Annotated in this window: 22 protein-coding genes; 4 read left to right on the plus strand and 18 right to left on the minus strand. The window is 64.4% G+C overall.

What is annotated here, in order from left to right:
• Positions 1-5: 5 nt before the first annotated feature.
• From B3H64_RS04070 to aroF, 3 genes are read right to left on the minus strand one after another with little or no spacing between them, the layout of a single operon-like run.
• Entirely contained in the window at positions 6-1,178 is a 1,173-nt protein-coding gene (locus tag B3H64_RS04070) for a 3-phosphoshikimate 1-carboxyvinyltransferase (protein ID WP_286733187.1), read from the minus strand.
• A complete protein-coding gene (aroB, locus tag B3H64_RS04075) occupies positions 1,175-2,251 on the minus strand; it encodes a 3-dehydroquinate synthase (RefSeq protein WP_286733190.1) in 1,077 nt (358 codons plus the stop codon). Before aroB ends, B3H64_RS04070 begins: the two co-directional genes overlap by 4 nt.
• A 38-nt stretch (positions 2,252-2,289) precedes the next feature.
• Positions 2,290-3,309, minus strand: a complete 1,020-nt coding sequence (aroF, locus tag B3H64_RS04080; RefSeq protein ID WP_286733193.1) for a 3-deoxy-7-phosphoheptulonate synthase — start codon at positions 3,307-3,309, stop codon at positions 2,290-2,292.
• 473 nt (positions 3,310-3,782) lie between these two features.
• Between aroF and B3H64_RS04085 the strand changes: the two genes are divergently transcribed.
• A complete protein-coding gene (locus B3H64_RS04085) occupies positions 3,783-3,992 on the plus strand; it encodes a hypothetical protein (protein WP_286733195.1) in 210 nt (69 codons plus the stop codon).
• On the opposite strand, the gene B3H64_RS04090 is transcribed toward B3H64_RS04085, so the two are convergent.
• The 3 genes from B3H64_RS04090 to B3H64_RS04100 form a co-directional block, all read right to left on the minus strand.
• On the minus strand, positions 3,989-4,123 hold the full coding sequence (locus B3H64_RS04090) for a hypothetical protein (RefSeq protein ID WP_256319394.1): 135 nt from the start codon (positions 4,121-4,123) through the stop codon (positions 3,989-3,991). The two genes, B3H64_RS04085 and B3H64_RS04090, sit on opposite strands and share 4 nt — an antisense overlap.
• A gap of 80 nt (positions 4,124-4,203) precedes the next feature.
• Positions 4,204-5,853: a DAK2 domain-containing protein gene (locus B3H64_RS04095; protein ID WP_286733200.1), complete on the minus strand. Its 1,650-nt coding sequence runs from the start codon at positions 5,851-5,853 to the stop codon at positions 4,204-4,206.
• A gap of 43 nt (positions 5,854-5,896) precedes the next feature.
• Positions 5,897-6,247 carry an Asp23/Gls24 family envelope stress response protein gene (locus B3H64_RS04100; RefSeq protein WP_050617255.1) on the minus strand — a complete coding sequence of 117 codons (351 nt, stop codon included), beginning with the start codon at positions 6,245-6,247 and terminating at the stop codon, positions 5,897-5,899.
• A 156-nt stretch (positions 6,248-6,403) separates the two neighbouring features.
• Between B3H64_RS04100 and B3H64_RS04105 the strand changes: the two genes are divergently transcribed.
• Complete coding sequence (locus tag B3H64_RS04105) at positions 6,404-6,595, plus strand: hypothetical protein (RefSeq protein ID WP_050617256.1); 192 nt, start codon at positions 6,404-6,406, stop codon at positions 6,593-6,595.
• Between the two features lie 23 nt (positions 6,596-6,618).
• Here B3H64_RS04105 and B3H64_RS04110 read toward each other — a convergent pair whose 3' ends face one another.
• The 3 genes from B3H64_RS04110 to B3H64_RS04120 are packed head-to-tail and all read right to left on the minus strand — an operon-like array spanning position 6,619 to position 8,739.
• Entirely contained in the window at positions 6,619-7,080 is a 462-nt protein-coding gene (locus B3H64_RS04110) for a PaaI family thioesterase (RefSeq protein WP_050617257.1), read from the minus strand.
• A 7-nt stretch (positions 7,081-7,087) separates the two neighbouring features.
• The gene (locus tag B3H64_RS04115; RefSeq protein WP_050617258.1) at positions 7,088-8,005 is read right to left on the minus strand and encodes a SufB/SufD family protein; all 918 of its coding nucleotides are present in this window, start codon (positions 8,003-8,005) and stop codon (positions 7,088-7,090) included.
• Positions 8,002-8,739, minus strand: a complete 738-nt coding sequence (locus tag B3H64_RS04120; RefSeq protein ID WP_286733210.1) for an ABC transporter ATP-binding protein — start codon at positions 8,737-8,739, stop codon at positions 8,002-8,004. Before B3H64_RS04120 ends, B3H64_RS04115 begins: the two co-directional genes overlap by 4 nt.
• A 206-nt stretch (positions 8,740-8,945) precedes the next feature.
• On the opposite strand from B3H64_RS04120, the gene B3H64_RS04125 reads away from it, so the two are divergent.
• Entirely contained in the window at positions 8,946-9,638 is a 693-nt protein-coding gene (locus B3H64_RS04125) for a ferritin family protein (RefSeq protein ID WP_050617260.1), read from the plus strand.
• 124 nt (positions 9,639-9,762) lie between these two features.
• Here B3H64_RS04125 and B3H64_RS04130 read toward each other — a convergent pair whose 3' ends face one another.
• Positions 9,763-9,921, minus strand: a complete 159-nt coding sequence (locus B3H64_RS04130; RefSeq protein ID WP_286733215.1) for a hypothetical protein — start codon at positions 9,919-9,921, stop codon at positions 9,763-9,765.
• 108 nt (positions 9,922-10,029) lie between these two features.
• Between B3H64_RS04130 and B3H64_RS04135 the strand changes: the two genes are divergently transcribed.
• Positions 10,030-10,206, plus strand: a complete 177-nt coding sequence (locus B3H64_RS04135; protein ID WP_321067888.1) for a ribbon-helix-helix domain-containing protein — start codon at positions 10,030-10,032, stop codon at positions 10,204-10,206.
• An 18-nt stretch (positions 10,207-10,224) separates the two neighbouring features.
• On the opposite strand, the gene B3H64_RS04140 is transcribed toward B3H64_RS04135, so the two are convergent.
• From B3H64_RS04140 to B3H64_RS04175, 8 genes are all read right to left on the minus strand, one after another.
• Positions 10,225-10,929 carry a V-type ATP synthase subunit D gene (locus B3H64_RS04140; RefSeq protein WP_050617261.1) on the minus strand — a complete coding sequence of 235 codons (705 nt, stop codon included), beginning with the start codon at positions 10,927-10,929 and terminating at the stop codon, positions 10,225-10,227.
• 3 nt (positions 10,930-10,932) lie between these two features.
• Positions 10,933-12,312 (minus strand): V-type ATP synthase subunit B, encoded by a 1,380-nt coding sequence (locus tag B3H64_RS04145; protein WP_050617262.1) that lies wholly within the window; start codon positions 12,310-12,312, stop codon positions 10,933-10,935.
• A complete protein-coding gene (locus tag B3H64_RS04150; protein ID WP_094762317.1) occupies positions 12,312-14,087 on the minus strand; it encodes a V-type ATP synthase subunit A in 1,776 nt (591 codons plus the stop codon). Before B3H64_RS04150 ends, B3H64_RS04145 begins: the two co-directional genes overlap by 1 nt.
• 161 nt (positions 14,088-14,248) lie before the next feature.
• Positions 14,249-14,566, minus strand: coding sequence for a V-type ATP synthase subunit F (locus B3H64_RS04155; RefSeq protein WP_050617264.1), 318 nt, complete (start codon positions 14,564-14,566; stop codon positions 14,249-14,251).
• The gene (locus B3H64_RS04160; RefSeq protein ID WP_242853669.1) at positions 14,559-15,560 is read right to left on the minus strand and encodes a V-type ATPase subunit; all 1,002 of its coding nucleotides are present in this window, start codon (positions 15,558-15,560) and stop codon (positions 14,559-14,561) included. Before B3H64_RS04160 ends, B3H64_RS04155 begins: the two co-directional genes overlap by 8 nt.
• 33 nt (positions 15,561-15,593) lie before the next feature.
• Positions 15,594-16,280 (minus strand): V-type ATP synthase subunit E, encoded by a 687-nt coding sequence (locus B3H64_RS04165; protein WP_238073674.1) that lies wholly within the window; start codon positions 16,278-16,280, stop codon positions 15,594-15,596.
• 20 nt (positions 16,281-16,300) lie between these two features.
• Positions 16,301-16,789 (minus strand): V-type ATP synthase subunit K, encoded by a 489-nt coding sequence (locus B3H64_RS04170; RefSeq protein ID WP_050617266.1) that lies wholly within the window; start codon positions 16,787-16,789, stop codon positions 16,301-16,303.
• Between the two features lie 4 nt (positions 16,790-16,793).
• Positions 16,794-18,743, minus strand: coding sequence for a V-type ATP synthase subunit I (locus tag B3H64_RS04175; protein WP_286733224.1), 1,950 nt, complete (start codon positions 18,741-18,743; stop codon positions 16,794-16,796).
• Position 18,744: the final 1 nt, after the last annotated feature.

Genomic DNA, 18,744 nt, shown 5'->3' on the forward strand with positions numbered 1-18,744 from the left:
AGTGTTCAGCTCCTCTGTATCTGTCCGCCCAGGCGCTCGTAGTCCTCCCAGAAGTCGGGGTAGGACTTGGCCACGCACTCCGCCCCGGTGATGGTGACGGGGGCGGCGCAGCGGGTGGCCGCGACAGCGGCCATCATGGCGATGCGGTGGTCGTTGTGGCTGTCCACCGTCACGCCCCCGGCCAGGCCCTCCGGCTGTCCGGTGATGGTCAGGCGGTCCGCCCCCTCAACCACGTCGGCCCCCAGGGCGGTGAGCACCTGGGTGACGGCGGTCAGCCGGTCGCTCTCCTTGATGCGCAGCCGGGCGGCGTTGACGATCCGGGTGATCCCCTGCCGCAGGGCGGCGTGGGCCGCCAGAGGCGGGACCAGGTCGGGGCACTGGGATACGTCCAGCTCCGCCTCGCCGGGACTGCACAATTGCATATGGTAGGGCACGATGCACCGGTCCCCCTGGGCGGAGCGGGGGTTGAGCCCCAGAATCTCCACCTGACCGCCCAGACCGTTGGCGGCGTAATAGAAGGCGGCCTGGGAGTAGTCGCTCTCCACCGCGGCGCGGCAGGGGCGGTAGGTCTGCCCGCCGGGGACCCGTAGGGTCCGCCCGTCGGGGCACTCCGCCCGGATGCCGAAGCGCTCCAGGGCCTCCAGGGTCATGTCCACGTAGCCCCGGGACTCCAGCGGAGTGGTCAGCGTGATCCGGGAGTCCCCCTCCAGCAGGGGCAGGGCATAGAGCAAGCCGGTGACAAACTGGGAGGATACGTCCCCGGGCAGAGCAAAGGTCCCCGGCGTCAGCCTCCCTTGGACGGTAAGGACGCCGTCCTCCTGCCGGTAAGCGATCCCCTTCTCGTCAAAGAGATCGAAGTAGGGCTTCTGGGGCCGCTCCATGAGCCGCCCCCGGCCGGTGAAGCGCCCGCCGCCCCGCAGGGCCAGGGCCACCGGGATCAGAAAGCGCAGTGTGGAGCCCGACTCGCCGCAGTCCAGGACGGGCAGGTCCTCCCCCGGCGCTTTCAGCGCGGCCATGCAGCGGCGGGTGGCCTGGATGTCCTGGGAGTCCGCCAGATGTTCGATCCGGCTCTCCCCGTCCGCCAGGGCGGCGGCGATGAGCAGCCGGTGGGCCTGGGACTTGGAGGGGGGCGGCGTGATGGCCCCCCTGAGCAGGCCGGGGGTGATGGTCACATTCATTCCGCGCAGCCCTCCAGCAGTCCCAGCAGCTCCCGCTTGGACATCCGGTGCAGGACGGCCCTGCCCAGGTCCTCCAGAAGGACAAGGGTGATCTGTTCTCCCGTCCCCTTCTTGTCCAGGCCGACGGCGGCGGCGTAGTCGGCCTGGGTACAGGGAATTCGGGTCGGCAGGCCGAAGGCGGAGACCAGGGCCTCGACGCGCTCCGGCACCCCCGCCGGGGTCACCCCCAGCGCCGCTCCCAGCCGGGCGGCCAGGCACATGCCCGCCGCCACGGCCTGGCCGTGGGTCCAGGTCTCATAGTGTCCCGCCTTCTCATAGGCGTGGCCCAGAGTGTGGCCGAAGTTGAGCACCATCCGCTCGCCGGTGTCCCGCTCGTCCTTCTCCACCACCGCCCGCTTCAAATCACAGCAGGTATACAGGACCGATTCGATGTTCTCCATCACCGCCCGGCGGCTGGGCGTCTTCTCCAGGGCCCGAAAGAAGGCGGCGTCCCGGATGCAGCCATATTTGATGACCTCGGCCATGCCGTCGGAGAAGGTCTTGTCCTCCAGCGTGTCCAACACCTCCGGGTCCATGACCACCAGGCGCGGCTGCCAGAAGGCCCCGGCCAGATTCTTGCCGGCGGGCAGGTCGATGGCCACCTTGCCCCCCACGGAGGAGTCCACCTGGGCCAGCAGGGTGGTAGGGACCTGCACGAAGTCTACCCCCCGCAGGATGGTGGCGGCGGCAAAGCCCGCCAGGTCGCCCACCACGCCGCCGCCCAGGGCCACCACGGCGTCGGTGCGGGTGAGGCCCATCTCCATAAAGGAGTCGTAGAGCACCCCCAGGTTGTGCAGGCTCTTGGTCTGCTCCCCGGCGGGCAGGGAGATTACCGAGGCGGTGTACCCCCTGGCCCAGAGGCTCTGGAGCAGCCGATGGGCATACAGGCCCCCCACGGTGTCGTCGGTGACCACCGCCAGGCGAGTGGCCCTGGGCAGCACCTGCTGGCACAGCTTGCCTGTGTCGTCCAGCCGTCCGGGGGCGATGTGGATGTCATAGGAGCGATCTCCCAGGGAAACAGGCAGCAATTTCATTTCTGCGCACCAGCCTTTCCGGCGAGTTTGGGCCCGGCTTACAGCACCAGGCTCTTGCCCATCATGGGTACCATGGTCTTGACTTTTTTCATCAGCGCGTCAAACTTCTCCGGCGTCAGGGACTGCTGTCCGTCGCACTTGGCGTGGGGCGGGTCGTTGTGGACCTCGACAATCAGTCCGTCGGCCCCGGCGGCGATGGCCGCCATGGCCAGGGGCTCCACCATCCAGTACATGCCGGCGGCATGGGAGGGGTCCACGATGACGGGTAGGTGGCTCATCTTCTTCACCGCCGGAATGGCCGACACGTCCAGGGTGTTGCGGGTGTAGGTCTCGAAGGTGCGGATGCCCCGTTCACAGAGGATGACGTTCTCGTTGCCCTCCGACATGATGTACTCGGCGGACATGATCCACTCCTCGTAGCTGTTGGACAGGCCCCGCTTGAGGAGAATGGGCTTGGACATCCTGCCCACCTCCTTGAGCAGCTCGAAGTTCTGCATGTTCCGGGCGCCCACCTGGACCACGTCCACCTCCCGCTCGAACAGGTCGGCCATGCGGGGGTCCATGATCTCGGTGACGATGGGCAGACCGGTGGCCTGGCGGGCCTCCATCAGCAGGTCCAGGCCGGGGGTGCCCATGCCCTGGAAGGAGTAGGGGGAGGTGCGGGGCTTGAAGGCGCCGCCCCGCAGCAGGGCCGCGCCGGAGCGCTTCACGTCCTTGGCGACCTCCACGATCTGCTCCTCCGACTCCACAGAGCAGGGGCCGGCGATCACCGAGAAGCTGCCGCCGCCAATCCGGGCCTTGTCCACCTCCACCACGGTGTCCTCGGGGTGGAACTTGCGGTTGGCCTTCTTGTAGGGCTCCTGGACCCGCATCACCCGCTCCACGTGGGGATTGATGCTGATTTTGTCCATGTCCACGGCGGTGGTGTCTCCCACCAGGCCCAGGATGGTGCAGCCCACGCCGTTGGTGATGCCCACCTCCAGGCCCTGGGCTCTGAACTGTTCGGCCAGAACGGCGATGTCCTCCTGCCGGGTACCGGGTCTCATAACGACTACCATAACTGTTGACTCCCTTTCCGCAATGGGCGCGGAACAGATATAAAAAATGCGCCCATTGACGATAAAATCAATGAGCGCAGCTCAAAACATGCCCATGGGCCCCCTTGCGGGGCCCGCCCATTCACTTTATCCCGCTGTATTTCTCCACGCCAAAAAAGCCGGCGCCCATAAATCGAGCCCAGCCAAAATAGGGAAAGCAGCGGGATGCAGTTGTGAGGAGATCGTATCGCATACTGGCAGCCTCACTTTGAATGGTTAAGGGCATTGTACACCCAACCGGCGGAAAAGGCAAGGGAAAATTTTAATGCGTTGAAGCGGGAACTGCTGCCCCCGAGCCCATCGGTGCGCTCATGGAGCCGGGAGCGGAGGAGAAGATCTACCCCAAGAGCCAGGGGGCAAGGGCCTTCCTCAAGCACGCCCGGATCACCGTGGCCGTGGACCTCGCCTAGCTGGCGGTCAACCTGACGGCGGTATTGGGATTCCACTCAGCCAGCCTCTCCATCGGCATCATGCCGGTGGCGCTCTGGTTCATCGGCTCCAACATCGTGGTGGGAAACAGGGTGGAAAAGCAGCACCTCTGGGGAACGGATGCCCTCCTGGTCCAGAAGTGGACGGGGTATCTCTGGGCGTCCTTTATCGCGGCCTTTGTCTCGGTGATGGCGGGCAGCCTGCTGAGACACTAGCTGCACTCAGGCGGGTCTCCGGAGGCCGCCTCCACCTTTGTATAGAGGAGGACCGCCCCCAGCACCCCCAGGAAGAGCACCGCCCGGGGGTCAATCTTTCGTTCCGTCTTGCCTTCCATCCTGATTTCCATGGGCATTCGGCCCTCTTTCCCTGTGGGTTCCTGGACCGCAAAAGCGGGGGCGGCCGCGGCCGCCCCCGTCTGTTCCGCGCTCATTCCGCAGAGATCATATAGTAATAGACCGGCTGGCCCCCGGCCAGCAGAGTGATCTCGGCGTTGGGGCAGGCGGCGGTGAAGATCTCCAGGGCGGTCTGGGCCTGGGTCACGCTGACGTCCTCGCCGTAGAAGATGGTGATGAACTCGGCCTCCTGCTGGGGCTCCGCGCCGGCCAGGCGCTTGAGCAGGGCCGTTAGGTCCTTGTCGGTGCCGAACAGGGCGCTCTCTGCCAGAGCCAGATAGTCCCCCTGCTGGATATCAAAGCCGTCAAAGTCGGAATTCCGGGCGGCGTAAGTGATCTGACTGGTGTGGACGTTGCCGAAAGCCTCGGTCATGCCGGAGACATTGTCCGCCTCAGAGGCATCTGGGTCGAAGGCCAGCATGGCTGAGATGCCCTGCGGCACCGTCTTGGTGGGCAGGACCACCACCTTTTTTCCCTCGGCCAGGGGGATGCACTGCTCGGCCGCCATGATGATGTTTTTGTTGTTGGGCAGGACAAAGACCACCTCGGCGGGGGTCTTGTCGATCTCCTTGAGGATGTCCTCGGTGGAGGGGTTCATGGTCTGTCCGCCGCAGATGATGCCGTCCACTCCCAGGTCATGGAAGACCTCGGCCAGGCCGGTGCCGGCGCAGACCGACACGAAGCCGAAGGGCTTCTCCGCCGGCGCGATTTTCCGGGTCTGGTCCGCCTCGCCCTCCTGGGCGGCCTCGGCCAGGATCTCAGTGTGCTGATTGCGCATATTCTCGATCTTCACGGTCTGAAGCGCGCCGTAGGTGATGGCCTCCTCCAGCACTTTGCCGGGATGGTTGGTATGGACGTGGACCTTGATGATCTCGTCGTCGTCCACCAGCACCAGGGAGTCGCCCAGGGCATTGAGGAAGCCCCGCAGGGCCTCCGGGTCCTTCTTGGTATCCCGGGAGCAGATGAACTCGGTGCAGTAGCCGAACTTGATATCGGCGGTGTCGAAGCTGCCGAAGTCGGCGTGCTCCTTCACCGGAGCCGCGGCCTCGCCGTCCGATTCGGGCATGGGCTCGCCCCGCAGCTCGTCCAGCATTCCCTGGAGGATGATAAGGAAGCCCTTGCCGCCGGCGTCCACCACCCCGGCCTTCTTCAGCACCGGGTTTTGGTTGACGGTGTCAGCCAGGGCCACGTGGCCCTCCTTGATGGCCTCTTCCAGCACATACTCCACATTCCGGTCCTCCCGGGCGGCCTCGGCGGCCCTTCTCGCGCACAGCCGGGAGACGGTGAGGATGGTGCCCTCGGCGGGCTTCATCACCGCCTTGTAGGCGGTGGCCACGCCGTAATCCAGGGCGATGGCGAAATCGGCACCGTCGGCGGTATCCTTGTCCTTTAGGGCCTTGCCAAAGCCCCGGAAGAGCAGGGAGAGGATGACGCCGGAGTTGCCCCGGGCCCCCCGCAGCAGGGCGGAGGCGTTGGCGTTGGCGGCGGCCCCCACCGAGGCCCAGGATTTTTTCTTCAGCTCGGCGGCGGCGGTGCCGATGGTAAGGCTCATATTGGTGCCCGTATCCCCGTCGGGGACAGGGAAGACGTTGAGCTCGTTGATCTGCTGCTTCTGTGAATTGATGGAGGCCGCGGCGTGGATGACCATCTGCGCCAGAGACGCTCCGTCAATGGTTCCTCTCATGTCGATGTTCCTTTCTGTCAATGGTTCCGGCTGCTGTGGTCAGTCAGCCGATGACCATGGAATCCACGCATACGTCCACGCTCTTGACCTTGGTGCCGGTGATGCGTTCCACCATATAGCGCACCTCGCTCATGATCGAGCGGCTGACGGCGGTCAGGTTGACCCCGTTGTCCACGATGATGTGCAGCTCGATGGAGACGGTGTCGTCCTCATTGAAGCGCACCTTCACGCCCTTGGCCATGGACTCACGGCGCAGGAGATGCACCAGCCCGTCGGTCTTGGACCGGACCGCCATGCCCTTGACGCCGAAGCAGTTGGTGGCGGCGGCGCCGGTGATGTTGGTAAACACATCGCTGCCGATGGTGATGGCGCCTTTTTCTGTCTGCAGCTTCATTGGAAACCTCCTTGTGCAGGAAACTATACTTTTACAGTTCATATATTGTATTCTATTTCCCCGTAAATTACAAGATAAAAAGTTGTTTGGGGTGATTGTAATTTGCCCTGCAATCGTGTAAACTATGGGTATCTCTATCATCAGGAGGCGACAGGAATGAAAGTTGCCCGCTTTGTGCTGAAGATTGTCGGGTTCTCCCTGGCCGCTGCGGCCGCCGTGTGCTGCATCGTGGCCTATTGGGACAAGATCGCCGGATTCTGCTGCGGCGTGAAGGAGAAGGTCGCGGAGCGCAGCTCCTGCTGCTGCCACCCCTCGGAGTACGACGACTACGCAGACTGGGACGAGTAAATCAGGGCAAAAAGAGCCCGGAGTCAAATGGCTCCGGGCTCTTTTTCTTCTTCGGACTTCATCCAGCCGGTAATGTAGAAGGTAAAGTTGCCGCTGGCCACCTCCACCCCCTCGTCGTCGGTCAGGGACATGCCGAATACGCTCAGGGTCCTGCCCAGCTTGACGGCCTGGGCCCGGCAGCGGATCTTTCGATTGCTGCCCCATGCGGGCCGGAGAAAGTTCATGCTGTAGTTTACGGTGACGCAGCCTCTGCGGTAGGCGGCAAAGGTGGCCGCCCCGCCCACCGTGTCCGCCAGGGCGGCCAGAGCGCCGCCGTGGACGATGCCGTGGGGGTTCAGGCTGTGCCGACTGACCTCCAGCTCTCCCTCGGCCCAGCCGTCGCCCGCCGCCACGATGGAGATGCCATTGTATTTGTCGAACATGGGCTCGCCGCCGTTGCTGTAGTGGAGCTCGTTAAACACCCGGACCAGCTCGCCATCGCTCATACCCCGTTTACTGCAGGAATCCATCGAGAATCTTTTCCTCCGCTTCCTCCTCGGTGAGTCCCAAGGTCATGAGCTTCAGGATCTGATCACCGGCGATGCGCCCGATGGCGGCCTCGTGGATGAGCTGGGCGTCAGGGCTCTCGGCGGCAATGGCCGGGATGGACTTGATTTTGGCGTTTCCCATGAGGATGGAGTCGCACTGGACATGGCCGAAGCAGCGGGCCTCTCCGATCATCCGGGGATAAAAGACCTGGCGGGATTCGTCCTGGGCCACGGAGCGGGAGATGACCCGGCCGCTGGCATCCTCCCCGGCCAGGACGATGTCCATCTCGGACTCGGCCGTCTGCCTGCCGTGGGTCAGCAGCTTTTCCGTGATGACCCCCTCGCCGCCGGCGCCCACCACAATTTTGGTGTACCGCTTGGTGGAGTCGATGCCCCGGATCTGGGTGGTCTCCATGTGGATGGAGGCCCCCTCCTCCAGGTAGACGATGGTCTGGGGATTCATGATGCGCTCGCCGGTGCCCTCGCCCTCGCCGTAGTGCTTCTCCACATAGCGCACCTTGGCGTTCTTCCCCACGTGGAAGGTATGCACACCGTCGTGCTGGCTGGTCTCGCAGCCGGAATTGTGGATGCCGCAGCCGGCGATGATGTCCACATCGCAGTCCGCGCCCACGTAAAAATCGTTGTAGACCAGGTCGTTTAGGCCGGTCTCGGTGATGATGACCGGGATGTGGACCGACTCGTTTTTGGTGCCCGGAGCGATGTGAATGTCGATGCCCGACTTGTCGGTCTTGGTGTCGATGACGATGTGGGCGGTGTTGGACCGCCCGTCCAGCCGCCCGTTCTTCCGGATGTTGTAGGCCCCCATCGGGGTCTTTTCCAGGTCTGCGATCTCCTTGAGGAGCTTCCAGTCCACGTTGTTCACTTCATCGCCCCCTCGTTCATATAGCTGCACCCGGTGACAGTGTTGGCCAGGATCAAGGGGAAGATCTCCTCCTTGGGCCCGTACTGGGTGATCTGGCCGCCGGAGACCATGACGATCTCGTCGGCCAGGTTGATGATGCGCTCCTGGTGGGAGATGACCACCAGCGTGGCGTCCTTCGCGTCATGGAGCTGCTGGAAGGTCTCGGTGAGCCGGGCAAAGGACCACAGGTCGATGCCGGCCTCGGGCTCGTCAAAGATCATGAGTCCGGCCTTCCGGGCCAGGATGGTGGCGATCTCGATGCGCTTGACCTCGCCGCCGGAGAGGGAGGTGTCCACCTCCCGGTCAATATAGTCGTTGGCGCACAGACCCACACGGGTGAGGAACTGGCACTCCTCCTCGTGAGTCAGGTCCCTGCCGGAGGCCAGCTCCAGCAGGTCCTTCACCTTGAGGCCCTTGAACCGGGGGGGCTGCTGAAAGCCGTAGCTGATGCCCCGGCGGGCCCGCTCGGTGACGGAAAGGCCGGTCACATCCTCCCCGTTCCACAGGATCTGTCCGGAGGTGGGCTGCACCAGGCCCATGATGGCCTTGGCCAGGGTGGTCTTGCCGCCGCCGTTGGGGCCGGTGATGACCACAAATCGGTTGTCGGAGATGGTGAGAGACACGTCGTTGAGGATGCCCAGCTCGCCGCCGGCCTCGTCCGTCACCTGATAGGATAGATGCCTGATTTCAAGCATATACGTCTGCTCCTTCTATTTTTATCTTTCGTAAGTGTAAATTGTACCACGGTCCGCCCGCTAATACAAGCGGTTCAGTAGGATAAATTCTCTTTTCCCCTCTCCCGCACCGGGATTTTTTGCTTCAAAATCGGGACCTCCATGGCAGCGGCGCTCTTTCCCGCATAGTATGGACTGAATTTCTATGATTTAGGAGGGCTGATTGAATGGAATGGGATCAGGGGTTCCGGCCCGAACCCGGACCGGGCCTGTGCGGCAGCGACCGCGAGATTTTTGAACGGGTGTGGCGGCGGGTCATGCCCGAAGACCGATATGACTCCCCGGTGATGCTCCTGGGGGAAGAGGCGCCGTGTCCAGCCCCCGCCGTCCCGGCGGCGGCGCCGCCGGCTTCACCGATGCCGTGCCCCACCCTGCCGCCGCCGCTGCCGGGGGTGTCCATCTGCGCCAACCCGGGGCCGATGGAGCCGTCCGGCGGCAACGTGCCCTGCCTGGGGACGGCCTCCGCCGTCCACGGGGCCGAGCTGCAGTCGTTCATCCTGCACGAGCTGATGGACGCCCGGACCTACCAGGCCATGGCCCGGCGGGCTGACCGCTCTGCCGCCCGGACCCTGTCCGGTATCTCCGCCGATGAAAGGCGGCACGCCAAGCGGCTGTCCACCGCCTATTTCCTCATCTCCGGCGTGCGCTACTGGCCGGTAGAGCAGGCGGTGGTCTCCCTGGACCTGCCGCTGGCCGCCCTGCTGCGGCGGCGCTTCTGGGAGGAGCAGGAGGGCGAAGCCGCCTACCGGGCGGCGGCGGCCGCCACGGCGGACCCCTGCCTGCAGGAGCTCTACATAGAGCTGGCGGAGGATGAAAATTCCCACGCCTGGCTCCTGCGGGGGATTCTGGAGGCCATGTAGGCCCGGCCCCGCGTCCCCCTGATTGGTCGCTTTAAGGGGTTGGGTCCGGGGAAGGGGGAACTCGAAAGCCCCCTTCCCCGGCGCTTTTCCCGCCCCTTTTCCGGAAAAGGGGCGCCGCCGGAGGCTACCCCTCCCGAGGCGCCCAGTGCGGGCAGGTCTGGTCCTTGGTGCGCTTTTTGATCCGGGGGTACTTGCAGTGTCCGCAGTCCACCTCGTGGTATCCCTTGCCCCATTTACGGTAGTGCTGGGCAAAGTATTTGCAGGTCCCGCAGGTCTTTTCCATATACACCACCTCCGCCATAAGTATATACCATGTATGTACCATATGTAAACCACTTGTTGCAAAAAAGTGGGCATGATATAGTACATATATAGTACAGGGGGAGGCTACATGATGGGTGAAGCTCAATTAGTGAACCGGACCAAATTTGTTTCTTCCTTAAAAAATGAGCTGGTGCCTCTGTTTAACCAGCTTTCTGCGGATACCAGAGTACCAAAATCCCGCCTTTTGGACGAGGCCATTGAGGACCTGCTCAAAAAATACGAAAAAAGGAGGGCGCTCGACTGAGCGCCCTCCTTTTTTCGTTCAGATCTTCGCCTCATTGGACTGGAATGCCTCCAGGGCCTCCTGGTCCTCCTCGCGCTTCTCCTCAATGGCCTGCTGGAGGAGCATATCCTTCACCTTCATCAGGCGAATGGTGGCGGCGCGCTCGTTTTCGTCCAGCTTCATGGAGATATACTTGATGGACTCCTCCATCTGGGGGATCTTCACATACTCCAGGGCGTTGACCCGGCGGCGGGTCTTTTCGATCTCCTCCGCCAAAAGCTGAGAGGTCTTTTCCACCTCCGCCAGGCGCAGCATATCCTGGAACACCCCCGCCAGCGCGTCCACGGCGTCGTCCAGGGCGCCGGAGGTGGCGGCGAAGCCATAGGGATAGATATCCCCCTGGTCCTCGTTTTTGGTCTTGAAGTGGTACTCGGGCACGTTGACCGACATGATGTTCTGGAAGCTCATGGTCAGGTCCACGGACTGCTTGGGGTACATGAGGGACTGCTCCAGCATCTCGGTGGACATGAGGGCGGAGGCCACGGTAAAAGACCCGTGGGCCCGCATCAGAGCTTCCTCCACCTTGGCGCGCAGGGCCCGGTTCTCCCGCACCACGTCCAGGAACTGCTTCATCAGCTCGTCCCGCTTATCCTTCAGGAGCTTATGGCCCCGGCGGGCCGTTTTCAGGCGGCCCTTCAGCCGGGTCAGCTCCATCCGGGTGGGGTTTACGTTGATCGCCGGCATACCTTACCCCTCCTTTTTCGGGAGGTACTTCTCGATCATCTCCGGCTTGATGCGCTTGAGCTCGGAGGTGGGCAGGATGGAGAGGAGCTCCCAGCCCAGGTCCAGGGTCTCCTGGATGGAGCGGTTCTCCTCGCTCCCCTGGTTGACATAGCGCTTCTCGAATTCGTCGGCGAACTTGGCGTACAGCAGGTCGGTGGGGGACAGGGCGGCCTCGCCCAGGATGCTCATCAGCTCCTTGTTCTCCTTGCCGGTGGCGTAGGCGGCGAAGAGCTGGTTCATGGTCCCGGCGTGGTCCTCTCGGGTACGGCCCTCGCCGATGCCCTTGTCCTTCAGACGGGACAGGGAGGGCAGCACGTCCACCGGCGGGTTGATGCCCTTGCGGTACAGCTCCCGGGACAGGATGATCTGTCCCTCGGTGATGTAGCCGGTCAGGTCGGGGATGGGGTGGGTCTTGTCGTCCTCGGGCATGGTGAGGATGGGGATCATGGTGATGGAGCCCTCGCAGCCCAGGCGGCGGCCGGCCCGCTCGTACATGGTGGCCAGGTCGGTGTAGAGGTAGCCGGGGTAGCCGCGGCGGCCGGGGACCTCTTTCTTGGCCGCGGAGACCTCGCGCAGGGCCTCGGCGTAGTTGGTGATGTCGGTGAGGATGACCAGCACGTGCATGCCCTTCTCAAAGGCCAGGTACTCGGCGGCGGTCAGGGCCATGCGGGGGGTGGCAATACGCTCGACGGCCGGGTCGTTGGCCAGGTTGGTAAACAGCACGGTGCGGTCGATGGCGCCGGTGCGGCGGAAGTCCTGGATGAAGAAGTCGGACTCCTCGAAGGTGATGCCGATGGCGGCAAAGACCACGGCAAAGTTGGACGCGCCGTCCAGCACCTTGGCCTGGCGGGCGATCTGGGCGGCCAGGGAGGCGTGGGGCAGGCCGGAGCCGGAGAAGATGGGCAGCTTCTGGCCGCGGACCAGGGTATTCAGGCCGTCGATGGTGGAAATGCCCGTCTGGATGAACTCGTTGGGGTAGTCCCGGGCGGCGGGGTTCATGGCCAGGCCGTTGATGTCCCGGTGCTCCTCGGCCAGGATGTCAGGGCCACCGTCGATGGGCTTGCCCATGCCGTTGAAGACCCGGCCCAGCATGTCGCCGGACACGGCCAGCTCCAGGGGGTGGCCCAGGAAGCGGATCTTGGAGTCCTTCAGATTGATGCCGGCGGAGGGCTCGAAGAGCTGGACCACGGCGTTGTCGCCGTTGACCTCCAGCACCTTGCAGCGGCGCAGGGTGCCGTCGGGGAGCTCGATCTCGCCCAGCTCGTCGTAGGTGACGCCCTGGACCTTCTTGACCATCATCAGAGGGCCGTTGATCTCCTGTATGGTGCGGTATTCACGGATCATCAGAATTCCCCTCCCTTCGCGGCTGCGGCGTCGATCTGGTCGGCCATGTCCTTGCGGATGGCCTCATAGACCATGGGGTACTCCGCCTCGGGCACGCTCTTGGCCCGGCCGATGCGCTCCCGGGCGGGGATGTCGAACAGGGCGGAGGCAGCGGCCCCCTTGGCAATGGCGGCCCGGCAGAGCTTGTCGTACTCCAGAATCATGGCCATCAGCTTTTCCTGCCGGTCATAGGAGGAGTAGTTGTCAATGTCCATAAAGGAGTTCTGCTGGAGGAAGTCCTCCCGCAGCATCTTGGCGGTCTCCAGGGTGAGCTGATCGTTGGGGGACAGGGCGTCCTTACCGACGAGCTGCACGATCTCGTTCAGGCTGGCCTCCTCCTGGAGGATGTTCATGGCCCGCTCCCGGTTCTGCAAAAACTCCTTGCCCAGGTGCTCGTCGAACCAGGGCTTCAGGGAGTCCAGATACAGGGAATAGGAGTTCAGCCAGTTGATGGCGGGGAAGTGGCGGCGGTAGGCCAGAGAGGCGTCCAGGGCCCAGAACACCTTGACGATGCGCATGGTAGCCTGGCTGACGGGCTCGGACAGGTCGCCGCCGGGAGGGGAGACCGCGCCCACGGCGGTCAGGGAGCCCCGGCGCTCGTCGTCGGAGCCCAGGCACTCCACCATGCCGGCCCGCTCGTAGAACTGGGCCAGGCGGGAAGACAGGTAGGCGGGGTAGCCCTCCTCGCCGGGCATCTCTTCCAGACGGCCGGACATCTCGCGCAGAGCCTCGGCCCAGCGTGAGGTGGAGTCGGCGATGACGGCCACGTGGTAGCCCATGTCGCGGAAGTACTCGGCGATGGTGATGCCGGTGTAGATGGATGCCTCACGGGCGGCCACGGGCATGTCGGAGGTGTTGGCGATCAGCACGGTCCGCTTCATCAGGGACTCGCCGGTGCGGGGGTCCTGGAGCTCGGGGAACTCCCGGAGCACGTCGGTCATCTCGTTGCCGCGCTCGCCGCAGCCGATGTAGATGACGATGTCCACGTCGGACCACTTGGCTAGCTGGTGCTGCATCACCGTCTTGCCTGAGCCGAAGGGGCCGGGGATGGCCGCGGTGCCGCCCTTGGCCACGGGAAACAGAGTGTCCACGATGCGCTGGCCGGACAGCAGGGGGGCCTTGGGGGGATATTTGTGCTTATAGGGCCGGCCCACGCGGACGGGCCACTTCTGGGTCATGGTGAGCTCCACCTTGGAGCCGTCGTCCTTCTTCAGCACGGCCACAGTCTGGGTCACGTTGAACTTGCCGGCCTGGATGGACTCCACGGTGCCGGACAGGCGGGGGGGCACCATGATCTTGTGCAGCACTACGGCGGTCTCCTGGACGGTGCCCAGGATGTCGCCGCCGGTGACCTTGTCGCCCGGCTTGGCCACGGGCACAAAGTCCCACAGCTTCTCCCGGTCCAGGGCGGGGACCTCCACGCCGCGCTCCAGGGTGTTCTTGCCGGTCTGCTTCATGATGACCTCCAGCGGGCGCTGGATGCCGTCGTAGATGTTCTCGATGATGCCGGGGCCCAGCTCCACCGACAGGGGAGAGCCGGTGGACTCCACCGCCGCGCCCGGCCCCAGGCCGGAGGTCTCCTCGTAGACCTGGATGGAGGCGGAGTCGCCGTTCATGGTGAGGATCTCGCCGATGAGGCGCTGCTCACCCACGCGGACCACGTCGGCCATATTGGCGTCTTCCAGGCCCGTGGCTACCACCAGCGGTCCCGAAACCTTGACAATCTTTCCGCTCAAATATATCGACCTTCTTTCTCGTCAGGGCAGGCTGTGCATCCCTCGCCTCGGCGCAGACGCCAAGGCTCATTCGCCCGGCTGCCCCTCCTCTCCCCAACGAAATCTCGTGGCTTCGCCGGGGGTCCCATTCTTAAAATCGGGGGCGGCTCACGCCGCACTTCCTATAAAATGTCTGCGCCCACCGCGCGCTCCACGGATTTCTTCACGTTGTCCATGCCGATGCCCAGGCTGCCGCTCTTGCCGGGGATCAGGATGATGGCAGGGGTCAGGTCGTCCTTGTAACGGGCAATCTCGGGGGCGAGCCCCTGGGCCAGCTGCTCGGTCAGGTAGACGATGGCATAGCTCTCCCGGGCCAGCCGGTGGAGGGTCTCGCGGCCCTCCTCCACCGTCTCGGCGGGGAACACGTCCAGGCCCAGGGCCTTAAAGCCCAGGACGCTGTCCTGATCGCCCAGCACGGCGATCTTATAGTGGTCAGACATAGCTATCACGCAGCCTTTCCCGGATGGCGTCCGTATCCAGGCCCGCCAGCCGTCCGGTCAGGATGATCCGGATGGTGGTGAGCTCTGCCTCCCGGGCATAGAGGTAGCCGATGAGGGGGTGCTCCCCGAAGGCCACCCGCTTGCCCTGGGTCAGATAAGCGGTGACGGCGTTGTCGCACAGCCGCTCAAACTCGGTGAGGGGTCCGCCCTCCATGGCCTTGGCTCCGGCCTCCGCCGCCCCCTCCAGGGGGGTCCGGGCAAAGACGCCCGCCAGGTCGGCGCCACCGGTGGCCGCCGCGATGAGGCTGTCCAGCTTCACATTGCCGCCCTGAATGAGCACCCGTTTGAGAAAATCAGCGCCCCGGCCCATGCGGGCCGAGCGGACCGCCGAGCGCAGGTTGGCGCTGTCGATGCTCAGGCGCACATAGCCCTCCAGGAACCGGCTGTTCACCGACCGGGCGGCCTGGAGCATCTCCTCGTAGTAAGCCCGGTCCAGGATCAGGTCGGCGGCCTGGGGGTCAGCGCTGGAGGCCAGCACGCCCCGGGCCTCGGCCACGGCCTGCCGGAACACTGGAGTGCAGTGGTCCAGGTCCTCCCGCTCGAAGTCCTCCCGGAGCTGCCGGACAGGGCAGCGCCCGGCGTCGATGAAGAGTCCGGCCGGGTCGGTCCCCATGGCGGCCGCCTTGAGCAGCACCTTGGCGTTGTGATAATCATACTTGATGCAGAACACGTCCACGATGCCCGGGTCGGGCGACGCCTTCCGCAGATCAGCAAAGAGCTCCAGCCGGGCCTGGTCCAGCAGGTGCTCGATGGCGGCGGGGGTGAGGGCGGGGAAGTCCTCATAGCCGCACTCCGTGAGCACCTTGGCCGCGTCCTCGGCGGTACGGGCGTCCAGCATCCGCTCCATCCGTTCCCGGGTCAGCATCCGGTTCTCCATGGCGTGGATGCGCGCGGAGATGTAGAGATAGTCGTATTCGCTTCTTTTTTTCGCCACTTGGCGCCCTCCTTTCCGTCCGGTGAGGGACCGTTATTCAAAAAGCGCCCTTGCCACTTCCGCGGCCAGGTCCTCCTTCTGGAGGTGGATGAGCACCTCGAAGGAGCAGTTGGTCTCCACCTTGTCGTCCCGGAGGATGAGGCCGCCCGCCATGGGACGGGTCTCTTCGGCCATGGTGAGCATCCCGGTACCGGCCAGCACGGCCGAGGCTCCGGTGACCACCTTGTCCAGCACGGCGCCCGCCTTGGTCTCGGTCAGCTCGTCGGGGAGCTTGGGGGCCACCTGCCGGGCCAGGATCTCGTTGGCCCGTGTGACCACCGCCTTGCCGAAGCGGGACCGGTCCTTCTGGGAGAAGATGACCTGCTCCCGGCCCGTGCGGCTGGCCTTGACGGCCAGATCGGCCAGCAGAGCCACGTACTGCTCGTCGGGCAGGGCCGCCAGATCGGCCAGGGCCTTGTCAAAGGCCTTGCCTACCATCTCCTGCTTGGCGGCCAGGACCAGCTTACGGGCCTCGAGCTGGGCCACGCTGGCCAGCCGCTCCTCCCGCTGCGCGGCATCCTGCGTCCCCTTTTGGAGGATGGCGCCGGAGTCGCTTTTGGCCTGCGCCTCATATTTGGCGGAGATCTCCGCCGCCTGGGCCTGGGCCTGGGCGGTCAGCTCGTCGATCTCCTTCTGGACATCGGCGTCGATCTGACCTGTGATCTTTTCGATTCCGTTCATTCGGTTACCGCCTTTCCCCATTAAAGGGCGTTCATCAGCAGCAGCACGGAGGCCAGCAGGGACAGGATGGCGTAGAACTCCACGATGCCGCAGAGAATGATGCCCTTGGCCCAGTCGTCGGGCTTTTTAGCCACCACATTGATGGCGGAGGCGGCCACGCGGCCCTGGTACTTGGCGGACAGCCAGCCGCCGATGGCCATGGGGATGCAGGAGACAAAGATGGTCAGGCCCTGGGTCACGGTCAGGGGCACGATCCCCCCGGAGAAGGCGCCCATGGTGAACAGGGCGAAGAACCAGATGACCAGGCCGTACAGGCCCTGAGTGCCGGGGAGCACCTGCAGGATCAGGCACTTGGAGAAGTGCTCGGGAGCCTCGGTGAGCAGGCCGGTGGCCGCTTCGCCCACCATGCCGGTGCCCCTTGCGGAGCCGACGCAGCACAGGCCCACCGCCAGCGCCGCGCCCAGGAAAGCCAGGCCAATTCCGCCAAACGCCTCAAAAAATTCCAACATGTTATTATTCCTCCTTAATATCAACATATTTGGTGTGAATGAACAGGGGTCGGAAGGGCTTTCCGCCCTCCTTGTAGAACCGTCCGAAGAACTCCAGACACTGGAGCCGCAGGTCATGGACGTAGCAGCCCAGCAGGTTGAGGGCGAAGTTGAGCATATTGCCGATGAAGGAGATGATGACGAAGCCCACCACATTGCCGGTGACGGAGCCCAAGGTGTTAAACACCTGGGCGATGACGCTGCCGGCCAGCATCAGGGCCATCAGGCGGGCGTAGGACAGGATGTCGCTGAAAAAGCCGGTGGCGCCGTTGTAGACCGCGCCGATGAGGGCGGTCAGCTTGCCGAAGCCCTTGGCGTTGCGGGTGGAACCGATGACCAGCATCACCAGGCCCACGATCAGCACCACGGGGTAGCCGCCCACGCTGCCGATGCCCAGGATGGCCAGGGCCGCGCCGCCCAGGATGATCCACCAGGTGACCTCGCTCCAGATGGCGTCGGCCACGTCCCCGGTCTGGACCTTCCGCACCACACTGATGATCATACCCGTGATGATCTGGATCAGGCCCAGCACCAGCGAGCCGATCAGGATCGCCAGGGTGTCGTTCAGCGGGGTGAACAGAGCGGGCAGCGCAAGGGTGCTGGCCGGATTGATGATCTTGGCGATCTGGGGGATGAAGTCCCCGAAGAAGCCGCCGGTCAGTGCGCCCATGAGGAAGGTGCTGATGCCGCACAGCAGCAGCAGTCCGGCGAAGTCCGCCATGCCGTCCTTGGGCTTCATCTTGTAGATGACCACCAGGGCGGCGGCCACCATCAGGATGCCGTAGCCCATATCCGCCATCATCAGTCCGAAGAAGAAGATGAAGAAGGGGGCCATCAGCGGGTTGGGGTCCACGCCGTCGTAGGCGGGGAGCACATACATGTTGGTGACCATGTTCAGGGGCCTGGTCAGTTTGTTGTTCTTGAGCTTAATGGGGACTTGAGGGTACTCCTCCGGCGCGGGGTCGTTGGCCTCCCAAGCGGCGGGGTACTGCCCCAGCACCTTTTCCAGGGCGGGGAGATTTTCCGCCGGGACCCAGCCCTCGAAGAAGATGGTGGCCTGGGACTGTAAAAGCCGGCCCTTGTACTCCTCCCGCTGGATCTCCTGGGTCATGCGGTCAATGCACAGCTTGATGTCCTCCCGGTGGGGGACTAGGGCCGCGATGGCGCCTTTCGCCTCCGCCAGCTCGCCCTCCAGCCGGCGCAGCTCGCCCTCCAGCCGGTCGGTGTTCTCCCGGGCGGTGCCGGTCCATCCCCGCAGGGAGGAGCGCGAAAAGCCAAATTTTTTCAGCGTCTCGAAGGCGGTCTCCTCGGCGCTGCGGTGGCATAGGATCAATACGTACTGGAATTCCCGGTCCTTGCCGGCGGGGATCACCTCCACCAGCTCCGTGGCCTCCTCCAGCGCCTGTTTCACCGTATCCAGGGCGACGGTGGACATCACCGCGCCGAAGGTGGCGGACACCTCCCGGGTACCGGTGGTCTCCAGGGGGATGTCCAGCTCCAGCCAGGGGGTCAGGGCGGCCTTCTGTGCCCGGAGCTTGCCCTGTTCGTTCTGGATGGCGGAGATCCGCTTTTCCTGGGCGTTGACCGCCTGGGCCGCCTCCATGGCGGAGGCGCGCAGCCCTTCGTCGAAGAGCTGCCCCTCGGTGACCTCCGGCCGGGCCTGTAGCAGCCCCCCCTTCTCCTTGCCGATCCCCTTCAGCGTGTTCAGGGCGGCGTTCAGGAGGGCGGCGTCCGCCTTGACCCGGGCCAGGCCCGCGTCGTCTACCCGGGTCAGGGCCGCCCAGTCGGGGTCCGCCAGCTTGTCGGTGGGTTCGCTGATCTCCACGCAGCCCAGGTGCTGGAGCTGCCGGAGAAGGGTCTCCCGGTCCGCGGCCATGCCGAACAGGCGAATGTGTTTCATTTTGACGATGGACATA

Source organism: Intestinimonas sp. UBA1698, from assembly GCF_002320075.1.
In the GTDB taxonomy this organism is placed as follows: Bacteria; Bacillota; Clostridia; order Oscillospirales; family Oscillospiraceae; genus Intestinimonas; species Intestinimonas massiliensis.